This is a genomic window from Virgibacillus siamensis, from assembly GCF_039522605.1.
GTDB lineage: Bacteria > Bacillota > Bacilli > Bacillales > Amphibacillaceae > Lentibacillus > Lentibacillus siamensis.
Genome location: NZ_BAAADS010000010.1, coordinates 25,314 through 45,525 on the forward strand (window position 1 = coordinate 25,314; position 20,212 = coordinate 45,525).

Annotated in this window: 19 protein-coding genes and 1 riboswitch; of the genes, 17 read left to right on the forward strand and 2 right to left on the reverse strand. The window is 39.5% G+C overall.

Annotation, left to right across the window (positions count from 1 at the left end; translation table 11 throughout):
- The first annotated feature begins 19 nt into the window (after nucleotides 1–19).
- The 7 genes from ccsB (at nucleotide 20) to ABD010_RS07575 (ending at nucleotide 6,905) form a co-directional block, all read left to right on the forward strand.
- Nucleotides 20–1,216 (forward strand): c-type cytochrome biogenesis protein CcsB, encoded by a 1,197-nt coding sequence (gene ccsB / locus ABD010_RS07545; protein WP_343811719.1) that lies wholly within the window; start codon nucleotides 20–22, stop codon nucleotides 1,214–1,216.
- A gap of 47 nt (nucleotides 1,217–1,263) precedes the next feature.
- Entirely contained in the window at nucleotides 1,264–1,977 is a 714-nt protein-coding gene (locus ABD010_RS07550) for a response regulator transcription factor (protein ID WP_343811721.1), read from the forward strand.
- Nucleotides 1,977–3,734 carry an ATP-binding protein gene (locus tag ABD010_RS07555; RefSeq protein ID WP_343811723.1) on the forward strand — a complete coding sequence of 586 codons (1,758 nt, stop codon included), beginning with the start codon at nucleotides 1,977–1,979 and terminating at the stop codon, nucleotides 3,732–3,734. Before ABD010_RS07550 ends, ABD010_RS07555 begins: the two co-directional genes overlap by 1 nt.
- Before the next feature lie 43 nt (nucleotides 3,735–3,777).
- A riboswitch (cobalamin riboswitch) is annotated at nucleotides 3,778–3,958 on the forward strand.
- 187 nt (nucleotides 3,959–4,145) lie between these two features.
- Entirely contained in the window at nucleotides 4,146–4,577 is a 432-nt protein-coding gene (locus ABD010_RS07560; protein WP_343811725.1) for a DUF4430 domain-containing protein, read from the forward strand.
- On the forward strand, nucleotides 4,574–5,089 hold the full coding sequence (locus ABD010_RS07565; RefSeq protein WP_343811727.1) for an ECF transporter S component: 516 nt from the start codon (nucleotides 4,574–4,576) through the stop codon (nucleotides 5,087–5,089). The genes ABD010_RS07560 and ABD010_RS07565 overlap by 4 nt, the downstream gene beginning before the upstream one ends.
- Before the next feature lie 125 nt (nucleotides 5,090–5,214).
- Entirely contained in the window at nucleotides 5,215–5,751 is a 537-nt protein-coding gene (gene sigX / locus ABD010_RS07570; RefSeq protein ID WP_343811729.1) for an RNA polymerase sigma factor SigX, read from the forward strand.
- A complete protein-coding gene (locus ABD010_RS07575; RefSeq protein WP_343811731.1) occupies nucleotides 5,748–6,905 on the forward strand; it encodes a GerMN domain-containing protein in 1,158 nt (385 codons plus the stop codon). Before sigX ends, ABD010_RS07575 begins: the two co-directional genes overlap by 4 nt.
- 175 nt (nucleotides 6,906–7,080) lie before the next feature.
- On the opposite strand, the gene ABD010_RS07580 is transcribed toward ABD010_RS07575, so the two are convergent.
- Complete coding sequence (locus tag ABD010_RS07580) at nucleotides 7,081–7,335, reverse strand: ferredoxin (RefSeq protein WP_343811733.1); 255 nt, start codon at nucleotides 7,333–7,335, stop codon at nucleotides 7,081–7,083.
- 247 nt (nucleotides 7,336–7,582) lie between these two features.
- Here ABD010_RS07580 and ABD010_RS07585 point away from each other — a divergent pair, with 247 nt between their 5' ends.
- From ABD010_RS07585 to ABD010_RS07620, 8 genes are all read left to right on the forward strand, one after another.
- Nucleotides 7,583–8,659, forward strand: a complete 1,077-nt coding sequence (locus ABD010_RS07585; RefSeq protein WP_343811735.1) for a YpbB family protein — start codon at nucleotides 7,583–7,585, stop codon at nucleotides 8,657–8,659.
- Nucleotides 8,628–10,187, forward strand: coding sequence for a RecQ family ATP-dependent DNA helicase (locus ABD010_RS07590; RefSeq protein WP_343811737.1), 1,560 nt, complete (start codon nucleotides 8,628–8,630; stop codon nucleotides 10,185–10,187). Before ABD010_RS07585 ends, ABD010_RS07590 begins: the two co-directional genes overlap by 32 nt.
- Entirely contained in the window at nucleotides 10,171–10,761 is a 591-nt protein-coding gene (locus tag ABD010_RS07595) for a CPBP family intramembrane glutamic endopeptidase (RefSeq protein ID WP_343811739.1), read from the forward strand. The genes ABD010_RS07590 and ABD010_RS07595 overlap by 17 nt, the downstream gene beginning before the upstream one ends.
- Nucleotides 10,751–11,062 (forward strand): hypothetical protein, encoded by a 312-nt coding sequence (locus ABD010_RS07600; protein ID WP_343811741.1) that lies wholly within the window; start codon nucleotides 10,751–10,753, stop codon nucleotides 11,060–11,062. Before ABD010_RS07595 ends, ABD010_RS07600 begins: the two co-directional genes overlap by 11 nt.
- A gap of 166 nt (nucleotides 11,063–11,228) precedes the next feature.
- Nucleotides 11,229–13,310, forward strand: coding sequence for a catalase (locus tag ABD010_RS07605; protein ID WP_343811743.1), 2,082 nt, complete (start codon nucleotides 11,229–11,231; stop codon nucleotides 13,308–13,310).
- A 344-nt stretch (nucleotides 13,311–13,654) separates the two neighbouring features.
- Entirely contained in the window at nucleotides 13,655–14,233 is a 579-nt protein-coding gene (locus tag ABD010_RS07610; RefSeq protein ID WP_343811746.1) for a genetic competence negative regulator, read from the forward strand.
- 217 nt (nucleotides 14,234–14,450) lie between these two features.
- Entirely contained in the window at nucleotides 14,451–15,683 is a 1,233-nt protein-coding gene (locus ABD010_RS07615; protein WP_390351266.1) for a Glu/Leu/Phe/Val family dehydrogenase, read from the forward strand.
- 250 nt (nucleotides 15,684–15,933) lie between these two features.
- On the forward strand, nucleotides 15,934–16,911 hold the full coding sequence (locus ABD010_RS07620; RefSeq protein ID WP_343811750.1) for a YpdA family putative bacillithiol disulfide reductase: 978 nt from the start codon (nucleotides 15,934–15,936) through the stop codon (nucleotides 16,909–16,911).
- Nucleotides 16,912–17,529: 618 nt separating this feature from the next.
- On the opposite strand, the gene ABD010_RS07625 is transcribed toward ABD010_RS07620, so the two are convergent.
- A complete protein-coding gene (locus tag ABD010_RS07625) occupies nucleotides 17,530–18,501 on the reverse strand; it encodes an asparaginase (protein WP_343811752.1) in 972 nt (323 codons plus the stop codon).
- A gap of 85 nt (nucleotides 18,502–18,586) precedes the next feature.
- On the opposite strand from ABD010_RS07625, the gene prsW reads away from it, so the two are divergent.
- Together prsW and sleB are read left to right on the forward strand one after the other, a co-directional pair.
- The gene (gene prsW / locus ABD010_RS07630; RefSeq protein ID WP_343811754.1) at nucleotides 18,587–19,237 is read left to right on the forward strand and encodes a glutamic-type intramembrane protease PrsW; all 651 of its coding nucleotides are present in this window, start codon (nucleotides 18,587–18,589) and stop codon (nucleotides 19,235–19,237) included.
- 123 nt (nucleotides 19,238–19,360) lie between these two features.
- Nucleotides 19,361–20,209: a spore cortex-lytic enzyme gene (gene sleB, locus ABD010_RS07635; protein ID WP_343811756.1), complete on the forward strand. Its 849-nt coding sequence runs from the start codon at nucleotides 19,361–19,363 to the stop codon at nucleotides 20,207–20,209.
- Nucleotides 20,210–20,212 lie beyond the last annotated feature (3 nt).

A 20,212-nucleotide genomic window follows, 5' to 3' on the forward strand; every position in this document is an offset into this window, starting at 1 on the left:
CGGAAAAAGGAGGATACAAATGGAAACGTTGCTAAATATAAGTAATATAACGCTTTACACAGCATTTGTCCTTTATTTGATTGCTACACTTTTCTTTGGTGCTACAATCAAAGGGAATAAGACAAAAGAAAATGCAAGTAAGGGTAAGGCTGGGACGATTGGGATTGTTGTTACGATACTTGGCTTTTTATCACAATTGGTCTATTTTATAACGAGATGGGTTGTAAGCGGACATGTCCCTGTCAGTAACCTGTTTGAGTTTATGACATTTTTTGGTATGGGACTGGTTTTCGCTTTTATCATTATTTATTTCATTTACCGGCTGCCTGTGCTCGGAGTGTTTGCACTGCCGATAGCATTGACGGTACTTGGATTTGCCAGCATGTTTCCAAGCGAAATTTCACCGCTTGTCGCTTCATTAAGACACTGGATGCTTTACATTCATGTAACAACAGTCGCATTGGGTGAGGCGATTCTGTCAATCAGTTTTGTTGCGGGTCTGATTTACTTGATTAGACAAATCGATCAGACGAAGGCAAGCAAACGTACTGCCTGGCTGGAAGTTATCCTTTTTTCCATTTTTGTGCTAATCGGGTTCAGTGTAATATCTGTTACATTCAGCGCGATGGATTACAAGGCCGAGTTTGAATATACAAAAGAAGGTACGACATTGACCGCTGCGTATCCACTGCCGGCAATTGCCGGACCGAATGAAGGTAAACTTGTTACGGAAGGTGCAATGGAACCATGGTTTGAAACACCAGGATGGATGCGTGGTGCCGATGCAGCAAGAAAATTCAACACGGTTATCTGGTCGGTAATTACCGGTTTTATCATCTATTTGCTGGCACGGCTCATCTTAAGGAAAAGAATTGGAGCTGCCATTCAGCCGCTCCTGAAAAAAGCAAAGCCGGATTTATTGGATGAGGTTTCCTATCGTGCGGTTGCAATAGGCTTTCCGGTATTTACACTCGGTGGACTAATATTTGCAGCCATCTGGGCTCAAATTGCCTGGGATCGTTTCTGGGGATGGGATCCAAAAGAAGTATGGGCGTTAGTCACCTGGTTCTTCTACGCCGCGTTTTTGCATTTGCGGCTGTCCAGGGGCTGGCATGGCGAAAAATCAGCCTGGCTGGCAGTTGGGGGATTCGCAATTATTATGTTCAATCTAATTGCGGTGAATCTTGTACTCGCCGGACTGCATTCTTATGCATAACGTTGAATGGAGGTTTATATAAACAGTCGAAAAGGAGGGGACCTACCATGGAGACAAATGCCAGAGTATTAGTTGTGGATGATGAAGAAAGAATTCGACGCTTGATTAAAATGTATCTGGAAAAAGAGGACTTCATAGTTGAAGAAGCTGCGGATGGATCAGAAGCGTTGCAACTTGCAATGGATAATGATTATGATGTCATTTTATTGGATATTATGATGCCTGGAATAGATGGAATCGAAGTAACCGAGGAACTGCGGAAAGAAAAGTCCACTCCAATTATCATGCTTACCGCCAAGGGTGAGGAATCCAATCGTGTACAGGGCTTTGAGGTCGGTACGGATGACTATATTGTTAAGCCATTCAGCCCAAGGGAAGTTGTATTACGTGTCAAAGCACTTCTGCGCAGGGTGTCTGCAACCAGTTTCAGTGAGGGAGCAGCTACCAGAAATTTATTGGTGTTTCCGCATTTGACAATAGATCATGATGCACACCGGGTTACTGCGGATGGGAAAGATGTCGCATTGACACCAAAAGAGTATGAGTTGCTGTGTTATCTTGCCAAGTCGCCTGACAAGGTGTTTAATCGTGAAGTTTTGCTCAAAGATGTTTGGGAATATGAATTCTTTGGCGATTTGCGTACAGTTGATACACATGTAAAACGGTTACGGGAAAAGTTGAATAATGTATCCGCAGACGCTGCAAAAATGATTGTCACAGTATGGGGTGTCGGGTATAAATTTGAGGTAGATGATGTCTGATGTTTTGGCGGAGTGTTGTAGGGAAACTGGCAATAACAATTTTATTGCTGGTTTCTTTTGTATTATTTATTTTAACTATTTTACTGCTTGAGTTTTTTGAGAACTTTCATGTTGAACAGGCTGAAAATGAAATGATGCAAACAGCGGATAAAGTTTCGCTGATGATTGAGCAATACGGCGACAGAGAACTTGCCTATCAAACAACCGGACTAATAAAGGATCCTGCCAGTCATATCGCAGTTGTATACGGGGGTGGGGATTTTTGGTCATCCCATAGCATTGATAATCTGCATGAACTTGATGAGCAGTGGTTTCGAACAGAAAAATCGTTGAATTCGGTTTTTAGCAAAGGCGACACTGTAAAGAAACAAATGCGGCTTCCGAACGGGAATGACCGCGCAATGATTGTAGGAATACCAATTCATAATAATGGTGCGGTTTTTGTGTACCAGTCCTTGGATGTTGTGAATAAAACAAAGTCAGATACAACGAAAATTATATTGCTGGCAGCAGGAATCGCAATTGTATTGACAACTATTTTTGCTTTCTTCCTGTCAACCAGAATTACCTCGCCGTTGATAAAAATGCGTGAAGCAGCATTCGATTTGACAAGAGGTGAATTTAATACAAAAGTTCCAATCCTTACCCATGATGAAATAGGTGAACTTGCGATTGCCTTTAATCGAATGGGAAGACAGCTGAAATTCCATATTAATGCACTGAGACAGGAGAAAGAACAACTCTCCAGTATTGTCAGCTCCATGGCAGATGGGGTGATAACACTGAACCGAAATGGGGATATGCTGGTAACCAATCCCCCCGCCGACCGATTAATTGAAAGTCTTTATTATGAAAATAACTTGCGGTTAAATGATGAACACAATAAATTGCCTGATCCGCTAAATGGAATATTGGAAGATGTTATTCAGGAGGAAAAAGAGGCAATTAATGAAATAAATATCCAGGGAAGGACATGGGTAATGATCATGACTCCTTTATATGATCAATCATATGTACGCGGGGCTGTTGCCGTAATCCGGGATATGACGGAAGATCGCAGACTGGATAAGCTGCGTAAAGACTTTATTGCCAATGTTTCGCATGAATTACGAACACCAATTTCCATGCTGCAGGGTTATAGTGAAGCGATTGTTGATGATGTCGCAGAAAGCCGGGAAGAGAAAAAAGAACTTGCTCAGATTATTTATGAGGAGTCACTGCGGATGGGACGTTTAGTTAATGAATTACTGGACCTTGCAAGAATGGAAGCTGGACAAATCAGCCTGAGTATGGAAAAGGTTGATTTAAATCCATACGTGGAGCGAATTATTAAAAAGTTTTCCGGATTGGCCAACGACAACAAAGTTGATCTGCAACTTATTAAAAAGCTGTCCAACCAGTCAATTACTATCGATCCAGACAGGATGGAACAAGTGCTCACCAATCTGATAGATAATGCAATCAGACATACCGGAGAAGAAGGCAGGGTTATTGTAACAGTTGAAAGCAGTGCTAATGAATTCTCGATATCTGTTGCAGATAATGGAAGTGGTATTCCGGAAGAAGATCTTCCTTTTGTATTTGAACGATTTTATAAAGCGGATAAATCACGGGTTAGAAATGGCAAGAAGAAAGGAACCGGGCTTGGTTTGTCCATTGCAAAAAATATTGTTGATGCGCATAACGGAACAATTACGGTTAACAGTATTGTGAATGAAGGGACTACATTTGTATTGAAACTTCCACTGCATGACTGAGTCTGTGGACAGCCAAAATATTTATGATATAATAATAGCAATTGAATAGTTAACGATGTTTGGTGTATTACTTAATAGGGAATTCAGTGCAAAGCTGAAACTGTCCTCGCAACTGTAAATGATCGACGAAATAAGTATAATCCACTGTATGAGGTCATACGGGAAGGACTTAAAGTAGGGTGGTGATCATGAGTCAGTAGACCTGCCAGTCATCTATCGTTTCAATGCTTCGAGGATATGAGCGATTGGGACAACCGGATACATGTTGGAAAACAGTTATATGTTCGATTGTCTTTAATGCCGACTTACCTTATGGAGTCGGCTTTTTTAATGCGGTTGAATTTACGGGAAAGTATCGGGTTACCAGCGCCCAATTCTCCTCAAAAATCACAGAACTGGAGGAATGGGAACATGCAAAAGTTTTTTTTGCGATTTATCACTTTATTAATGGTTATCGGATTATTAGTTAGCTGTGGCACAAGTGAAGATCAGTCGACGGAACAGAATAATCAGAATGCCGAGTCAACGGAAAGTAACGATGCGTCGGAACAAAATGAAGAAACAGTAACCATTACCCTTTCCAAAAATAAAGGGGAAAAACAGCTTGATAAGAAAGAAATTGAAATTGAGGAGGGATCAACTTTGATGTCAGTGATGGAAGATAATTTCAAAGTGGAAACTTCTCATAATGGCGGATTTATTACATCGATTGAAGGTATTTCTCAAGATAAAGGAAAAACAGCGTGGTTATTTACAGTCAATGGGGAACAGGCAAAAGTCGGTGCAAAAGAACTTGAATTGTCCCCGGGCGATCAAATAACGTTTGATCTGCATGCATTTTGAACACTTATAAATTAACCCTTTTGGCTGTACTTGCAGCACTTGCGGTAGTTGGCAGATCTGTTTTTGCTTTTCTACCTAATGTACAGCCTGTCACATCACTGATTATCATTTGCGGGTTGCTGCTTGGACCGTTTGCAGCAATCTTATTGGCGATTTTAACCACCTTTTTGTCCAATATGCTACTCGGAATGGGAATATGGACAGTTTGGCAAATTGTTTCGTGGGGATTAATCGGGTTATTAAGTGGACTTCTTGGAAAATATCCTAAAAAAATTCCCTTTTGGATAATCGTTGTTTTTTCCATATTCAGTGGCTTTTTATACGGTTTTGTCATTTCGTTAATGACGTATTCGATTGCCGGGGAATTTTGGCCGTATTATCTTGCCGGTTTGCCTTTTTCGGTTAATCATGCGGTTGGTAATGCTATGTTTATGATTGTGTTTTATCCGATCATATCCCATCTATTTAAAACATATTCAAATAAGCACTTTTATTTAAAAAATACCAGCTGAATGGGGCTGGTATTTTTCTTGTTACGGCATGTCACTTTCCCTTTTTTGCCATTTCCAATATAGTTATTATAAAGCTGAAACTTATAGTCACGAAAAACGACTAATCAACTGAAAGGGGGACTCTTATGAAGGCCTTCTTTGATGAATTATACGAATCATATCATCAGGATTTATACCAATTCATTTTTTATATGGTCAAAGATAAGGAAGTGTGTGAAGACCTTGTACAAGAAGTGTATATAAAAGTATTGAGATCTTATGATTCATTCAAAGGTGTCAGCAGTGAAAAAACATGGCTTTTCTCGATTGCCCGTCACGTTACCATCGACTTTTTCCGTTCTTTAAAACGGAGAAGGAATCGAGTAGACGGTTATTTTGATTGGAGTGAGAAAGGCCGTCTTCTTCCGGATCAGAACCCGCTTCCTGACGAAATTGCCGAGCAAAATGAAGAAATAAAACGTATGTATCATTATTTGGATAAGTGCACGCCAGAACAGAAAAGTGTACTCATTTTGCGTTATATTCAATCATTTTCAATCCAGGAAACAGCTGAAATTTTGGATTTCAGCATCAGTAAAGTAAAAACAACGCAGCATCGCGGATTAAAGCGGTTAGAAAAACGGATGATTGAAGCGAATCAGAAGGGAGGGAATGGGTCATGAAGTCCGGAGACAACGATAAGAAACAGGTAACCGACGCATTAAAACAGATGCCGCCGATAAAAAGTGGCAGACACAAGGAGGAGCTGTACAAACAGATCACTTCCAGTCTAAAGGAACAGAACAAAAAGCCGTCCTCGCCAAAAATCCGGTTTATGCCAGTTTTCAGCATAGTAATGGTTTTGGCTATCCTACTTTTCAGTGTACCGCTTCTAATGAATGAAAGAAATATCTCAACCAACAGCAGTCAGGATGAAGCAAAACTGGAGAATGCAAGCAGGAGCAACTTTAATGATAAAAGTGGTGATCATGGACCAGTACAATTCAATAAGAAAAATATACTTAAATCGGATAATGGCCTTCAATCATATGTTGTTGGCCCTGAAAAGAATACTGAATCCATTGTGCATGGTGCTGTTGCAAATAAACAGGCACAGTTCATCGTACCATTAACCTTTATTGTTCCAGAAACGGAGGGAATAAATAAGCAATATAATAATATGGGCGACTATCTTAACAATGAAAATTGGCTGGCAAGTGAATATATGCTTTCTGACGCAGCATTTGAAATAAATAGGTCGAGCGGGATAGTAACAGTGGATTTGCCGAAAGCATTTTCGATTAATACGGGAGCCGAAGCTAATTTGTTTAATAAAACATTACAATCCATGTTTAGCCCGTTACAAATCAGAAAGGTTGTGTTTACCAGCAAGGTTAATCTTGGTCCAATTGGCAATGTGAACGAGGTGAAAATAAATGAACTCCACCATTCAGCATATAAAGTGTTTAATTCGGCTCAATCCGATCACCGTTTTCTGATTCCGGTTAATACAGGAGACCAAACGGAAATTACTGCTGCATTCGACGAGATGAAGCAGACTGAACAGGAACTGCAATTACAACCAACAATCCCTGAAAATATCCAATTCAGTATCCGACAGAAGGGCGATTTACTTCAATTGACGTTCACTGATAATATACCTGAAAACCAGGAAAGTATGACGATGATTGAAGCTATTCTGATGACTGCCAAAAGTTTTGGATATAAACAAGTTGAATTTAAGAATACCGGTATACGGGACATAGGTTTCTATCATTTGATGGACCCAATAAGAGTACCTGCAGGCGCAAACCCTATTTATACAGAGTCAAAATAAAGAGCAGGCTGTTCTTTATTTTGACTTATTGCATAAAGGATATTATGATTATGAGGGAGGCGGCAGAGGAAAAGGGCTGATTGCTTTTTCAGGGAAATTCATTAAAAAGCAACATGAAACTTGTTTTTTGATGAGTGAAGACCTTCCACATTAACCCTTTAAAAGTGTGGACAACTCACTCTTCTTCAAATTTCAATGGGTCACCATTAAATGGTTTATCTGAAACTTTGATGGAATCTGTCGGACAGCCTTCGTACGCATCCAACATATCATCCTCCAGCGTTTCCGGAACTGCGTTAACTCCTTTATTTTCATCCAAAAAAGCATATGCGATACTTTCATCATCATAATCAAATACATCTGGCGCGGCTGCCCCACATGCTCCACAGGCAATGCACGTCTCCTGATCCACTATCGTGTACTTAGGCATGCTCCATTCCTCCAATACTATAAATCTATTTTAAGGCGGAAGTTTTTACATTTCAACTGACGCATGATGTGATACTCTTAATTTAAGTATGACTCTTCATTAATTGATGGCGAGAAAATGAGTTATTCCTTTTTTATAACATAGAAAGTATAAATTATGGTTGACCTTATAAGAAAAACTTCGGCAATCGCTATAAGACGAGGCGAATGCCGAGTTTTTCTAAAATGCTACGAAGGAGAATGGAAAAATGCTTTTAGATATGATAATTGTAAAATGCAGCAGTCAATTTCAGAATAAACGAAGTAACACAGCCATTTTTCATCTGCTGAAAGGAAGAAAATCCATTCAGACACAACAGGATGCATTTCTTTATGGGTTACATAGATTTTATGGTATTCATAAAAAACTTTCTAAACAAGCATTTCAGCAAAAAGTAAATCAACTGTGCAATAGCGGTTATCTGCAGATGCAAGAGGAATCGGTCATACCAGGTGCAAAGGGAACCGCTTTCCTGCAAAAGATGGATCAATATCCGCAACTATACAATTTGAACGGCATGAAATATATAAATACAGATACAATTTTTTGTCAGCGGCTCTTATTACTGATTCAAACACTTACCAACAGCTGTCACAATTATTTTTCATTTATCCCTGTCGTAGATTCACCTCACATAACCGGCTGGGTTAAAAACCATTACAAGCGTATAAAGCCAAAACGGGAAGCTGTGCTTCAGATAATCCACAAAGAGCTTCAACAGATGTTTGAGCGTTTTCCGGGAGGCGATGCTGGAATTTTTGTTGACTGTCTCACGGGTTTTGAGCATTACGGAATGAGCAGTTACCAATTAGCAAAGTATCATAACATAGAAAGAATTGATGTAACAATAGTTTTGACAGCAATCGTTCATCGAATATTATGGGAAGTGGAACAGGAACAGGCAACATTCCCAACTTTATCGTATATCATGCAGGATCTGACGCAGAATACGAAACTTTCCCAGTCAGCCGTTAGAACCGATCGACTTTTGCGTAAAAACTACAAACCCGCTGAAATTGCCGAGATGCGGAACTTAAAAATAAATACTATTTATGATCATATTGTGGAAATAGCGCTTTACCATTCAAATTTTCCAATTGATGCATACGTTTCAAATGGACAGCACAAGAAAATTGTATCTGCAATCAGAACGTCAAACAGCTTCAAGCTGAAAGATATTAAAAATGAGGTTGGTGATAAAATAAGTTATTTTCAAATACGTCTTGTCTTAGCGACACATCAAAAAAAGTCAGGTGATAAAATTGATCAGTCAGGGACAAATTGATCAAAAACTAAATACATACTTTCAGATTGATTCATATCGACCGGGACAAAAGGAGATTATTCAGGATGTGGTATCGGGAAAAGATGTCCTGGGTATTCTGCCGACAGGATCAGGAAAATCATTATGTTACCAGTTACCTGCGCTGCTTATGGATGGATTAACAATCGTGGTATCCCCACTGATTTCATTGATGCAGGACCAGGTAAAACAGTTAAAATCAAAAGGATTTAAAAATGCAGCTGCATTAAACAGCTTCATGGATCCGGAAGAAAGAAACCATGTGCTTCGAAATATAAGTCGATTCCATTTAATTTATATTTCACCTGAATTATTACAGCAGCGTAAACTGATTGAGTTATTCAGCCGTATAAAAATAAGCCTGTTTGTCATTGATGAGGCACATTGTATCTCCCAGTGGGGCCATGATTTCAGACCAGATTATTTGCGATTGGGCGCTGTCATGGAGCAATTGGGAAATCCGGTTGTATTGGCATTAAGTGCAACAGCAACTGAAGAAATTCAACATGATATCATTGCTGCACTAAACAGGGATTCCATTATAAAACATAAATATCCTATTGACCGGCAAAATATTACGTTTGCGGTCGAACATATGAATAGCAACCTGGATAAAAGGCAATTTTTGACAGATTTATTCAGGCAATATCGTGTTCCGGCTTTGATCTATTTTACAAGCAGACGCATGAGTGAGGAAACAGCACATTATCTTTCTCTAAACCTTCCCTCCCACAGGATTGCTTTTTATCACGGGGGAATGGATCAGAATGACCGGATTACGATTCAGCAGCAGTTTATGAACGATCAGCTGGATATTATATGTTGTACCAGTGCTTTTGGAATGGGAATAGATAAGCACAATATTCGGCTGGTTGTCCACTATCATCTTCCTCCACAAATTGAATCTTACATTCAGGAAGTGGGCAGGGCAGGACGAGATGGAAAGCGAAGTATAGGGGTTCTATTGTATGCACAAGGTGATGAGCAAATTCCGGAATCAATTATTTCAGGTGAACTGCCAACTGGTGATATGGTGCGTGCTATCTTTCAACGATTGGATGACTTGTGTAGTTTTACAGCGGATTTTACTGAAGTTAAAAATCAGCTGATAGACGAATTCCAGTTTAATGATATTCAATGGCGATTTTTACACTATCAATTCGAAAAACATGGTATGATGAAGGAAAATAAATTTGTTCATGAATCCAAACGGTGGGAAGAAGCGGAAACAAATATTGCCAGCCTTGCCGGTCATCGTAATTCCCTAAAGGAAGCGAAGTTGGCAGAAATGGTAAGGTGGATCAAACAAACTAATTGTCTGCGTAAGCATCTGTACAAAAGCTTCCAGGATACCTATGAGAAGCCGAAAAATATGTGCTGCAGCAATTGCGGTTTTTCATTATCCGAATGGGCGCCTGATCAGACACAAAGTGAAGACAGCGTGACGACCTGGCAGATGAAATTGCGTCATATACTATTAAGTGGGGTACAACATGACCAGGCAAAGTGAAATAATAAAGCAACTATCAGATGCAGAATTAAACAAGCAACTAATATTTTCCCAGGTTGTTTTGCTTGTTATAGGAGGATTCCTTAGTATATTCCTGTTTGACGAGCTTACATTATGGTTTAAGATATTCGAGTGGGATTTGCCGGATATTCTTTACTATGGAGTATGTTCAGGTTTGTTAATTGTCGTGGCTGATTTGTTGTTGATTAAAATTTTTCCAAAGCGGTATTATGACGACGACGGAATCAATGCGAGGATTTTTGGCAATCGGAAAGTAACAGAAACTTTTGCACTAACACTGCTTGTGGCATTTTCTGAGGAAATATTATTCAGAGGAGTTATCCAGACAACATTTGGATACTTGATTGCCAGTGTTCTTTTTGCACTGATTCATTTCAGGTATTTAGGAAAGCCTGTATTATTCATTTCAGTCCTTGCTGTCAGTTTTTATCTTGGCTATATCTTTTTGCTGACAGAGAATTTGCTTGTTACAATAACATCACATTTTATTGTTGATTTCATGTTGGGTATTGTAATCCGTTATCAAAAGTGGGGTGTCGAAAATGAGTCATGAACCTGAAAAACATGAAGACAACGGAACTGAATTAAAGCGATTATTTGATGAAGTGCAAAGTGAGGCAAGCATTAATAAACCGTCTGAAACAGATGAAACTCCATATCCTCCGAAAACAGAACGTCAAATAGATGTATTAAATCTGCCTCCTAGGACAGAAGTACATAGCGGCAAAAAAGATCATGCACGCATTAAAATAAATCATGCGATGCTGCGGTTTATATTCGTAATTATTATACTTGTTTTAGTACTCGGCGGCTCCTTCTTTCTTTGGGGAGAAGAGATTTTGAAAGTTTTTTAATTCCAATTCGTAAAAATACATTTCAATATTTCAGAATCAATTGTTTCGACAAGCATCCCGTATCACAAAAGTGGTACGGGATGCTTAATTTTTGACGTATATTTGTTAAATAATCCACATACGTATGTAATTGGAATAAAAAACTTACATCAGGATGGGTGATGAAATGTCAAAGGATAAAGAAAATAATCCGAATCAACCCGACGATAACAGACGGCCGTTTAATAACGAAAAAGATGAACAACTTGAACAATACCGGGAAAAAAATACGGGACCAGGTAAGGACATGACAGATGATGCCGGGTTTAAAATTTCTAATGACAGGTGGTCTTTAAAAGCCGGAAAGCGTGGACCAACGTTATTCCAGGATTTTCATTTCTACAGAAAACAGTCACATTTCAGTCGGGAAAGGATTCCCGAAAAGGTAGTTCATGCTAGAGGTGACGGGGCATACGGTGAATTTGAGTTATATAAATCAATGAGACATGTCACGAGAGCACATTTTTTACAAGAACCGGGAACGAAAACACCGGTGTTTGTCCGATTTTCCAATTTTATAGGGAGTAAAGGTTCTAAGGATACAGCGATTGATATTCGTGGTTTCGCAACGAAATTTTACACGCAGGAAGGAAATTACGATATGCTTGCACTATCTTTTGCTGTATTCGCAATTATGGATGCTATGAAGTTTGCCGATTTCACTCATGCGGTTAAACCGAATCCGCGCACAGGAGTTCCTCAGGCTACTATTGCGCACGATAATACTTGGGATTATATCGCCAATAATCAAGAAATTGCCCATTTTATTATGTGGCTGATGTCATATCGGGGGCGTCCAAAAAACTGGCGAATGATGGAAGCATGGCCAGTCAACACATTTCGATTTATCAATGAGCACGGGAAATCAACGTTTGTCAGATATGTATGGAAACCTGTACTAGGTGTCCATTCATTGTTACTGGATGAAGCAAATACAATAGGTGGTGTCGATCCGGATTACCACCGTCGCGATTTACATCAAGCGATTGAACGTGGAGCATATCCAGAGTATGAGCTCGGTGTACAGCTCATCCCAGAGGAAGATGAATTCAATTATGATTTTGATATTTTGGATGATACAAAATTGTGGCCCGAAGAGGTAGTTCCTGTAGAGATTATCGGTAAAATGACATTGAACAGACTGGTTGATAACCACTTTACAGAAGAAGAACAGTCTTCATTTGATCCAGCTACGGTTGTACCGGGAATTGATTTCACCGATGATCCAGTGTTACAGGGCAGATCATTTGCTTATCGCGACACGGATTATCACCGGCTTGGTACTGCAAACATTAATAATATACCGGTTAACCAGCCTATTACCGAAAGGAATTTTAATCAACGACAAGGCGCTGCTCGTCATCGGATTGATGTTGACTCCGTAAATTATCATGAAAACTCACTTGCAAATAATACACCTTCAGAGACACCTCCTGAAAAAGGGGGGTATGCCCATTATCCCGAGAAAGTGGATGGGCATAAAACAAGAGAACGGCCAGGTGAGTCATTTTATGATTTTTTCTCACAGCCAAGACTTTTTTGGAACAGTATGACACCTGTCGAAAAACGGCACATTGTGGAAACATTTACCTTCCACCTTGGATATGTGAAAAGTAAATCAGTCCGGCAGCAAGTTGTTAATATGTTTGTCAATGTAGATAAGGAGATGGCAAGTCAAATTGCTGATAATATAGGCGTTGACCGTCCAAAAGGAACAAATGTGCCGGTAACAGAAAGCTCCCCTTCACTTACCAATACAAACTATTATGCTTATACCCAAAAGGTTGCTGTTTTAATTGGCAATGGTTTTAATGGAAGAGAGATAATCAATAAACTCAATACCTTACAGCAATATGGGGTCTTTATAGAAATTGTAAGTGAAAATCTGGGTACCGTTACGGGAGATGATGGCACAGAAATTGAGGTCGATCAAATATTCACTTCAACATATTCAGTCTTATATGACTCCATCTATGTTGTCGGGGGTACGACTAAAAATCAGGCGTTATTCAATCAAAATATTCGGGATTTCATTCATGATGCTTATAAACATTATAAACCGATTGGTGTAGCAACCAGTGCAATGTCTAATTTCAGGAAAAGGAATGAAAATAACTTATCCGGTGTTGTTTTTGCCGCCAATAATCCGAACTTTGCAAGAGAATTCGTATCAGCAATTGCCCAACAGCGCTTTTGGGATCGAACATAACATAAAATGAAATGGACGGAACAGTAGTTTAAGATGATATAGATGATTAAAAACCCGTATCACTATAGTGGGGATACGGGTTTTTATATTGTGCAAAATCCAGTTATTTGCATATAATGACGAAGGACTGATTACGTTATGGTTAGGAGGGTTTTATAAAGTTGAGTGGAATAGGTTTACTTTAAAACATAATACTAATATCCTAATACATAAAATGGTTTGGGTTGGTTTTTACAGAATGGGCATGTATAATTTGCCTGTAAATGTTCAACAATTGCCAAATTGACATATAGTATAATAAATGGGATAAAAGAAACCATTCGGCATATAAAGGGGGATGCTTTATGCGTATAGAACAAGTGTCCAGCAGTCAATTCACGATTTTTCTTACGTTTGATGACTTAATCGACCGGGGCTTTACGAAAGAAGACTTGTGGCATGACGTTTCAAGTGTGCGCAGTCTATTCAGCGATATGATGTATGAAGCCAGTACGGAACTGGATTTTGAGCTGGAGGGGATACTGCTTGTACAGGTTCATTTGATGCAGGCACAGGGTATGCATGTCGTTGTTACAAAAAAGAACGAAAATATCAGCTGGGATGAGGATTTTATTGAGATGAAAGTTACCTTGGATGAAAGTAAAGAACTGATTTTTTCATTTGCCGAATTTGAAGACATCATCCAGGTTTCCTCCTATTTAACGAAGCTTAACGTGGATGGTGGCCAGGTATACTATTTTAACAACAGCTATTATATGCTTCTTCATGAAAGCGAACTGACGTATACTGACAAAGAGGATATTATTGCTGTTATGTCGGAGTTTTCAACTCCGAGTATCATTACATCTTTCCGGCTTAAAGAGTATGGTAAAGCTATAATGTCGGAAAAAGCCGTGCAACGGGTCGTGAAAGCATTTTTATGATAAAATGAAGGTAGCCGACATACAGAAATGCAATCGCTTGCAGCGGGTTATAAATTTTGCGGAGAAAATAGATTTATATTATTGCATATTTAATTTGAAAGTGTATACTAATCTCTGAGTAAAGCTATAATCAAAACAATTATTAATTGACATTCTAGGAGGTAAATTCATGGTAGCCGATAAAGCAGCAGATTCTACCAAAGAGGAAAATAATAAGATGGATGTGTTAAGTTCAACACGAACTGTTGTTAAGACTGCACTGGAAAAACTGGGTTACCCTGATGAAGTATTTGAGTTGTTAAAGGACCCAATCCGTATGATGACAGTAAGAATTCCAGTCAGAATGGATGATGGATCAATCAAAATCTTCACCGGATATCGTGCGCAGCACAATGATGCAGTTGGACCAACAAAAGGCGGTGTCAGATTTCATCCAAACGTAACAGAAACAGAAGTAAAAGCTTTATCCATATGGATGAGCTTAAAAGCAGGCATTGTAGATTTGCCATATGGTGGAGGTAAAGGCGGAATTGTATGCGATCCGCGGGAAATGTCATTCCGGGAGCTTGAGGGGATAAGTCGAGGTTATGTCCGGGCAATCAGTCAGATCGTTGGACCTACAAAAGATATTCCTGCACCAGATGTGTTCACAAACTCGCAAATTATGGCTTGGATGCTTGATGAATACAGTCGTATTGATGAATTTAACAATCCAGGATTTATTACCGGTAAGCCAATTGTTCTCGGCGGTTCACACGGAAGAGAATCTGCTACTGCAAAAGGTGTTACAATTGTTATAAATGAAGCAGCAAAGAAAAGAGGTATTGATGTAAAAGGAGCAAGGGTAGTTGTTCAAGGCTTTGGTAACGCTGGAAGTTTCCTGGCCAAGTTTTTACACGATGCCGGCGCCAAGATAGTTGGAATTTCCGACGCTTATGGTGGACTCCATGATCCTGATGGACTTGATATAGACTACCTTCTGGACAGAAGAGACAGCTTTGGTACAGTCACCAAACTGTTTAACGATACCATCACCAATGAGGAATTACTGGAATTGGATTGCGATATTCTAGTTCCGGCGGCAGTTGAAAATCAAATAACTGAAAAAAATGCTGATCGGATTAAGGCTGATATTGTAGTCGAAGCCGCTAATGGACCGACTACACTGGAAGGAACCAAAATATTAACAGAGCGAGGCATCCTGTTAGTACCCGATGTGTTATCTTCTGCCGGTGGTGTTACAGTATCCTATTTTGAGTGGGTACAAAATAACCAGGGATATTATTGGGAAGAAGATGAGATTGAAGAGAAATTGCAATCCATCATGATTAAGGCATTCAATAATATTTACAATACTGCTCAGACCAGGCGGGTAGATATGCGACTTGCCGCTTATATGATTGGTGTGCGGAAAATGGCCGAAGCAGCCAGATTCCGTGGATGGGTTTAATTATCGATTTCAAAACAGAATAAATGACGAAAAAACTCTTATCATGTATAGTTGGATAGGAGTTTTTTTATTGTAGGAAGTGGTTTGCTTCCGGGAAAATCGAGCAGTGGCAGCGGTTAGAAAACGCCGTTTGTGACAGATGCTACACTTTTGCCAGGAGTGGAAAATCAGCCTATGAATTTAGAGAAAAAACTTTGAAAGAATACTTATAAATAATTTTATTGATGGGGATAAAGGAAGTGCGTAAGATATGGAAATGGAAAATACGATAATTATCGGTGGCGGTCCATGCGGAATGTCCTGTGCGATTGAACTGCAGAAACATGGGATCAGACCGTTGATTATTGAAAAGGGAAATATTGTTAATACGATTTATAACTTCCCAACACATCAGACTTTTTTCAGTTCTAGCGAAAAGCTTGAGATTGGGGATCTTCCGTTTATTACGGAACTCAAAAAGCCTGTACGAAATCAGGCCTTGGCATATTATCGTGCTGTGGCAGAACGAAAGGATATCCGGCTGAATACGTTTGAAAAAGTTATGGAAGTTATTAAAAACGGTGAAACGTTTTTGGTTCGGACAGAAAAGTCAGGTAATCAAAAAGCCGAATATTGGGCTAAAAATGTCATTATCGCTACAGGCTACTATGATCAGCCCAACCATATGAATATACCCGGTGAAGGTCTTCCAAAAGTGATGCATTACTTTAAGGAGGCACATCCGTTTTTTCATAAAAATGTTGTTGTCATCGGAGGGAAAAACTCTGCAGTTGATGCCACACTGGAGTTGCACAAAGCAGGAGCAAACATAACGGTTTTGTATAGAGGGAACGATTATTCGAAAAGTATTAAACCGTGGATATTACCGGAGTTCGATTCACTTGTTAGAAAAGGTATTGTTCAGATGGAATTTAATGCCAAAACATTGGAGATCATGAACGATCAGGTGGAATACATGGCGAATGGTGAAATCAAAACAATTGCCAATGATTTTGTGTTTGCAATGACAGGGTATAAACCTAATAATGAATTTATGAAACAAATTGGCATATCTGTTGATAAATTCAGTGGCAAGCCTGCTTTTGATGAAAATACGTATGAAACCAATGTTCCAAATGCATATGTGGCAGGAGTTGTTGCAGCAGGCTACAACAATAATGAAATCTTTATTGAAAACGGACGGCATCACGGTAAACAAATCGCTGAAGCTATAATAAAGAAGCGTTAACCCGAATTCCTCGCCGGGTAAATAAAAACATTATCCCGTATCATTTTTGACATGGTACGGGATGAATTTTTTGGGAAAAAGTGTTTAAGTGTCAGGTTCATTTCATGAATTTTTGGTCTTTTAAAACAATACAGTAGAACTAAACTGCGCCATAGTATGATGTTCTACCACCGCTGCGGAAATACACTTCGCTTTCCGGGGGCGGCTGCTGAGCCTCTTCGTGCTATCGCACTTCAGTGTCTCACCTATGCCTCAGCTCCCCCAGGAGTCTCCGTGTATTTCCTCCGCTATTTTTACGTTTATGACTCTTTGCTTATAGAATAACGGTTGATACCACTACACTAGTCCGGGTGAGCGGAGGGCGGTGACTCCTGCGGGAACAGCACGAGTCCGAAGACCCCGCAGAGCGGTTGGAAAAGGAAGGTCGACTAAAACCGGCCTTTGCGGCCAACGTCGATATACCCCTTGCCGGGGCAAGGCCGTGCCCGCGGAAAGCATCCGCCCGGAGCGATCCCGGATGGTAGGACGAGAACGGACTAATTATAGCAAATATTCCAGTAATTATGTCGCAGTTTAAGGATTTAATGTCAAGAACAATATAATAATTACCGATTGTTGTTATTTTTCATTCTCAAACATATTCCTGATGGCATTTTGGTCATTTGTTTTTTCCAGGGCAAGTAATAATTTGATTCGCGCCTTTGGACCGTTTAGGCCGTTTGTCAAAATAACCCCTTTTTCCTTCAATTGCTTTCCTCCGCCATCGTAAGCATAAGTAGGCTGCACAATTCCCTGGTAACAACGGGAAACCAGCACAACCGGTATATTGTCTTCTATAAAGTTCAAAATGGGTGTGACGGTGTTTTTGGGGAGATTCCCTTGTCCAAGCCCTTCGATAACAAGACCATCAGGTTTACCAGCATATAGTGCTTTAAGTATCTGTTCGTTCATCCCGGCATATGCCTTCAGCAGGAATACATTTTTCGTGATTTGTGAGACCGGGTGCGAGTACCGTGACAAAATAGTATGATGAAATATAATGGATGATTTCGTGATAATTCCTATTGGTCCGTATTGTGGACTTTGAAAGGTTGCGACATTGCTTGTTGACGTCTTCGTAACGTTTCCTGCAGTATGAATTTCATCATTCATTACCACAAGAACTCCTTTATCAGAAGCTTCATGATCAACTGCAACCCTTAGTGAACTGATTAAATTGTAAAGAGCATCAGATCCAATTTCATTTGTTGACCGCATTGCCCCAGTGATAATGACTGGTTTCGTAGTTTTTATTGTCAGATCAAGAAAATAAGCGGTTTCCTCCAGTGTATCTGTACCATGTGTCACTACAATTCCGTCATAATCTTTACTCATCAGATCAATTTTTTGGGACAACTCATGCATATGTTCCGGTGTAATATGCGGTGACGGAAGTGAAAACGCGATAACTTCATCCACATTTGCATATGACTTAAAGTAATAAGATAAATCGGTCAGTGGATGCTTGGACGTTGTTGAAACTTTTCCAGTATCTTTATTTTCCAACATCGAAATGGTACCACCTGTATGGATAATTAATATATTTTTCACAATAATAACCTCCTTGCAGCTATTTTCATTCCCAGAACTTAATGGTACGATTAATGAAGCATAAATGGAAGGGGGGGGATACATCTTGCTTGCTATTATATCAGCAGGTATTGCGCCTGTATTTGCGCTGATGTCTTTTTTTTATTTAAAAGATCGTTTTTCAGAGCCATTGACCTTGATAGTCAAAACTTTTATATCAGGTGCGGCACTTGTTTTTCCAATTATGTTTATTCAATATGCTTTACAGGCAGAGAATTTCAGCGACAGTAATTTTATCCAATCCTTTTTGCTGATTGGCTTTTCTGAAGAGTTTTTTAAATGGTTTATATTTATTTATGTTATTTATAACCATACTGAATTTGATGCGCACTATGACGGAATTATTTACGCTGTTTCGATAAGCCTTGGATTTGCTACTGTTGAAAACGTGCTCTACCTTGTTACCAATGGAATAGAATATGCTTTTTCACGAGCACTGTTTCCTGTTTCATCCCATGCCTTATTCGGTGTGATTATGGGATATTATTTTGGAAAAGCGAAAGTGAATAAATACTATAAAAAGTGGAATGTAACGCTTGCTTTTGTATTTCCCTTTCTTCTCCACGGAAGCTATAATTTCATTCTTAAAACGGTTACCAGTGAATGGCTTGGTCTGCTGGTTCCCTTCATGATTATATTATGGATAGTTTGTCTGAACAGGATGAAAGCTGCCAATAATCCAGTTCAAATAGACTAAACTAGATATTATCCCGTGTATTTTCTAAATACATGGGATTTCTATTTTTGGAGTAAATGAATAAAATGTGTGTTTCGTTTAAAAATAGGTACATCATATCTTCTAGCAGCAGGAGGAAATTACATGACCTATCAAACGAAAAGAATGTCACTATCCATTATTATTATATGTTTCATCGCCATCGGATTACAAACCACAGCCCCTGTAGGTAAGGTGAACGCCTTCAGTCCACAGGTGATTCAGCATGGTTCAACTGGAGATGATGTCATCGAGCTTCAGGCAAGACTTCAATATTTGGGATTCTATAATGGAGATATCGATGGAGTATTTGGTTGGGGAACATATTGGGCACTAAGAAATTTCCAATATGAATTTGGTATGAAAGTAGACGGGTTAGCCGGACAAGATACCAAAAACAAGCTTATCCAGGAAAGTAAATACGATAAACAATACGTTAAAAGCCAAATACGAAGTGGAAATGAGTTTACGTATTATGGAGGCGTTGACAGATCAAAACAATCTGCCCCACAGGGAAATAACGCTCCTAATCAGACAAAAAATCAACCAGGCAATAAGGCAAGCCCTAAACCTACTGCGGTAAATGTTCCGCAGGGCTATTCACAAAATGATATTAAACTCATGGCAAATGCTGTTCACGGTGAATCCAGGGGGGAGCCTTACGTTGGTCAGGTGGCTGTTGCGGCAGTTATCCTAAACCGGGTCGAAAGTTCAACATTCCCAAACACTATTTCCGGCGTAATTTTTGAACCAAGGGCATTTACTGCAGTTGCGGACGGACAGATTTGGCTGACACCGGATGAAACTTCAAAACAGGCAGTAATGGATGCAATAAACGGCTGGGACCCTTCTGGAGGTGCGCTATACTATTTCAATCCGAAAACTGCAACATCAGACTGGATATGGTCCCGCCCGCAAATCAAAAAAATTGGCAAACATATATTTTGTAAATAGAAA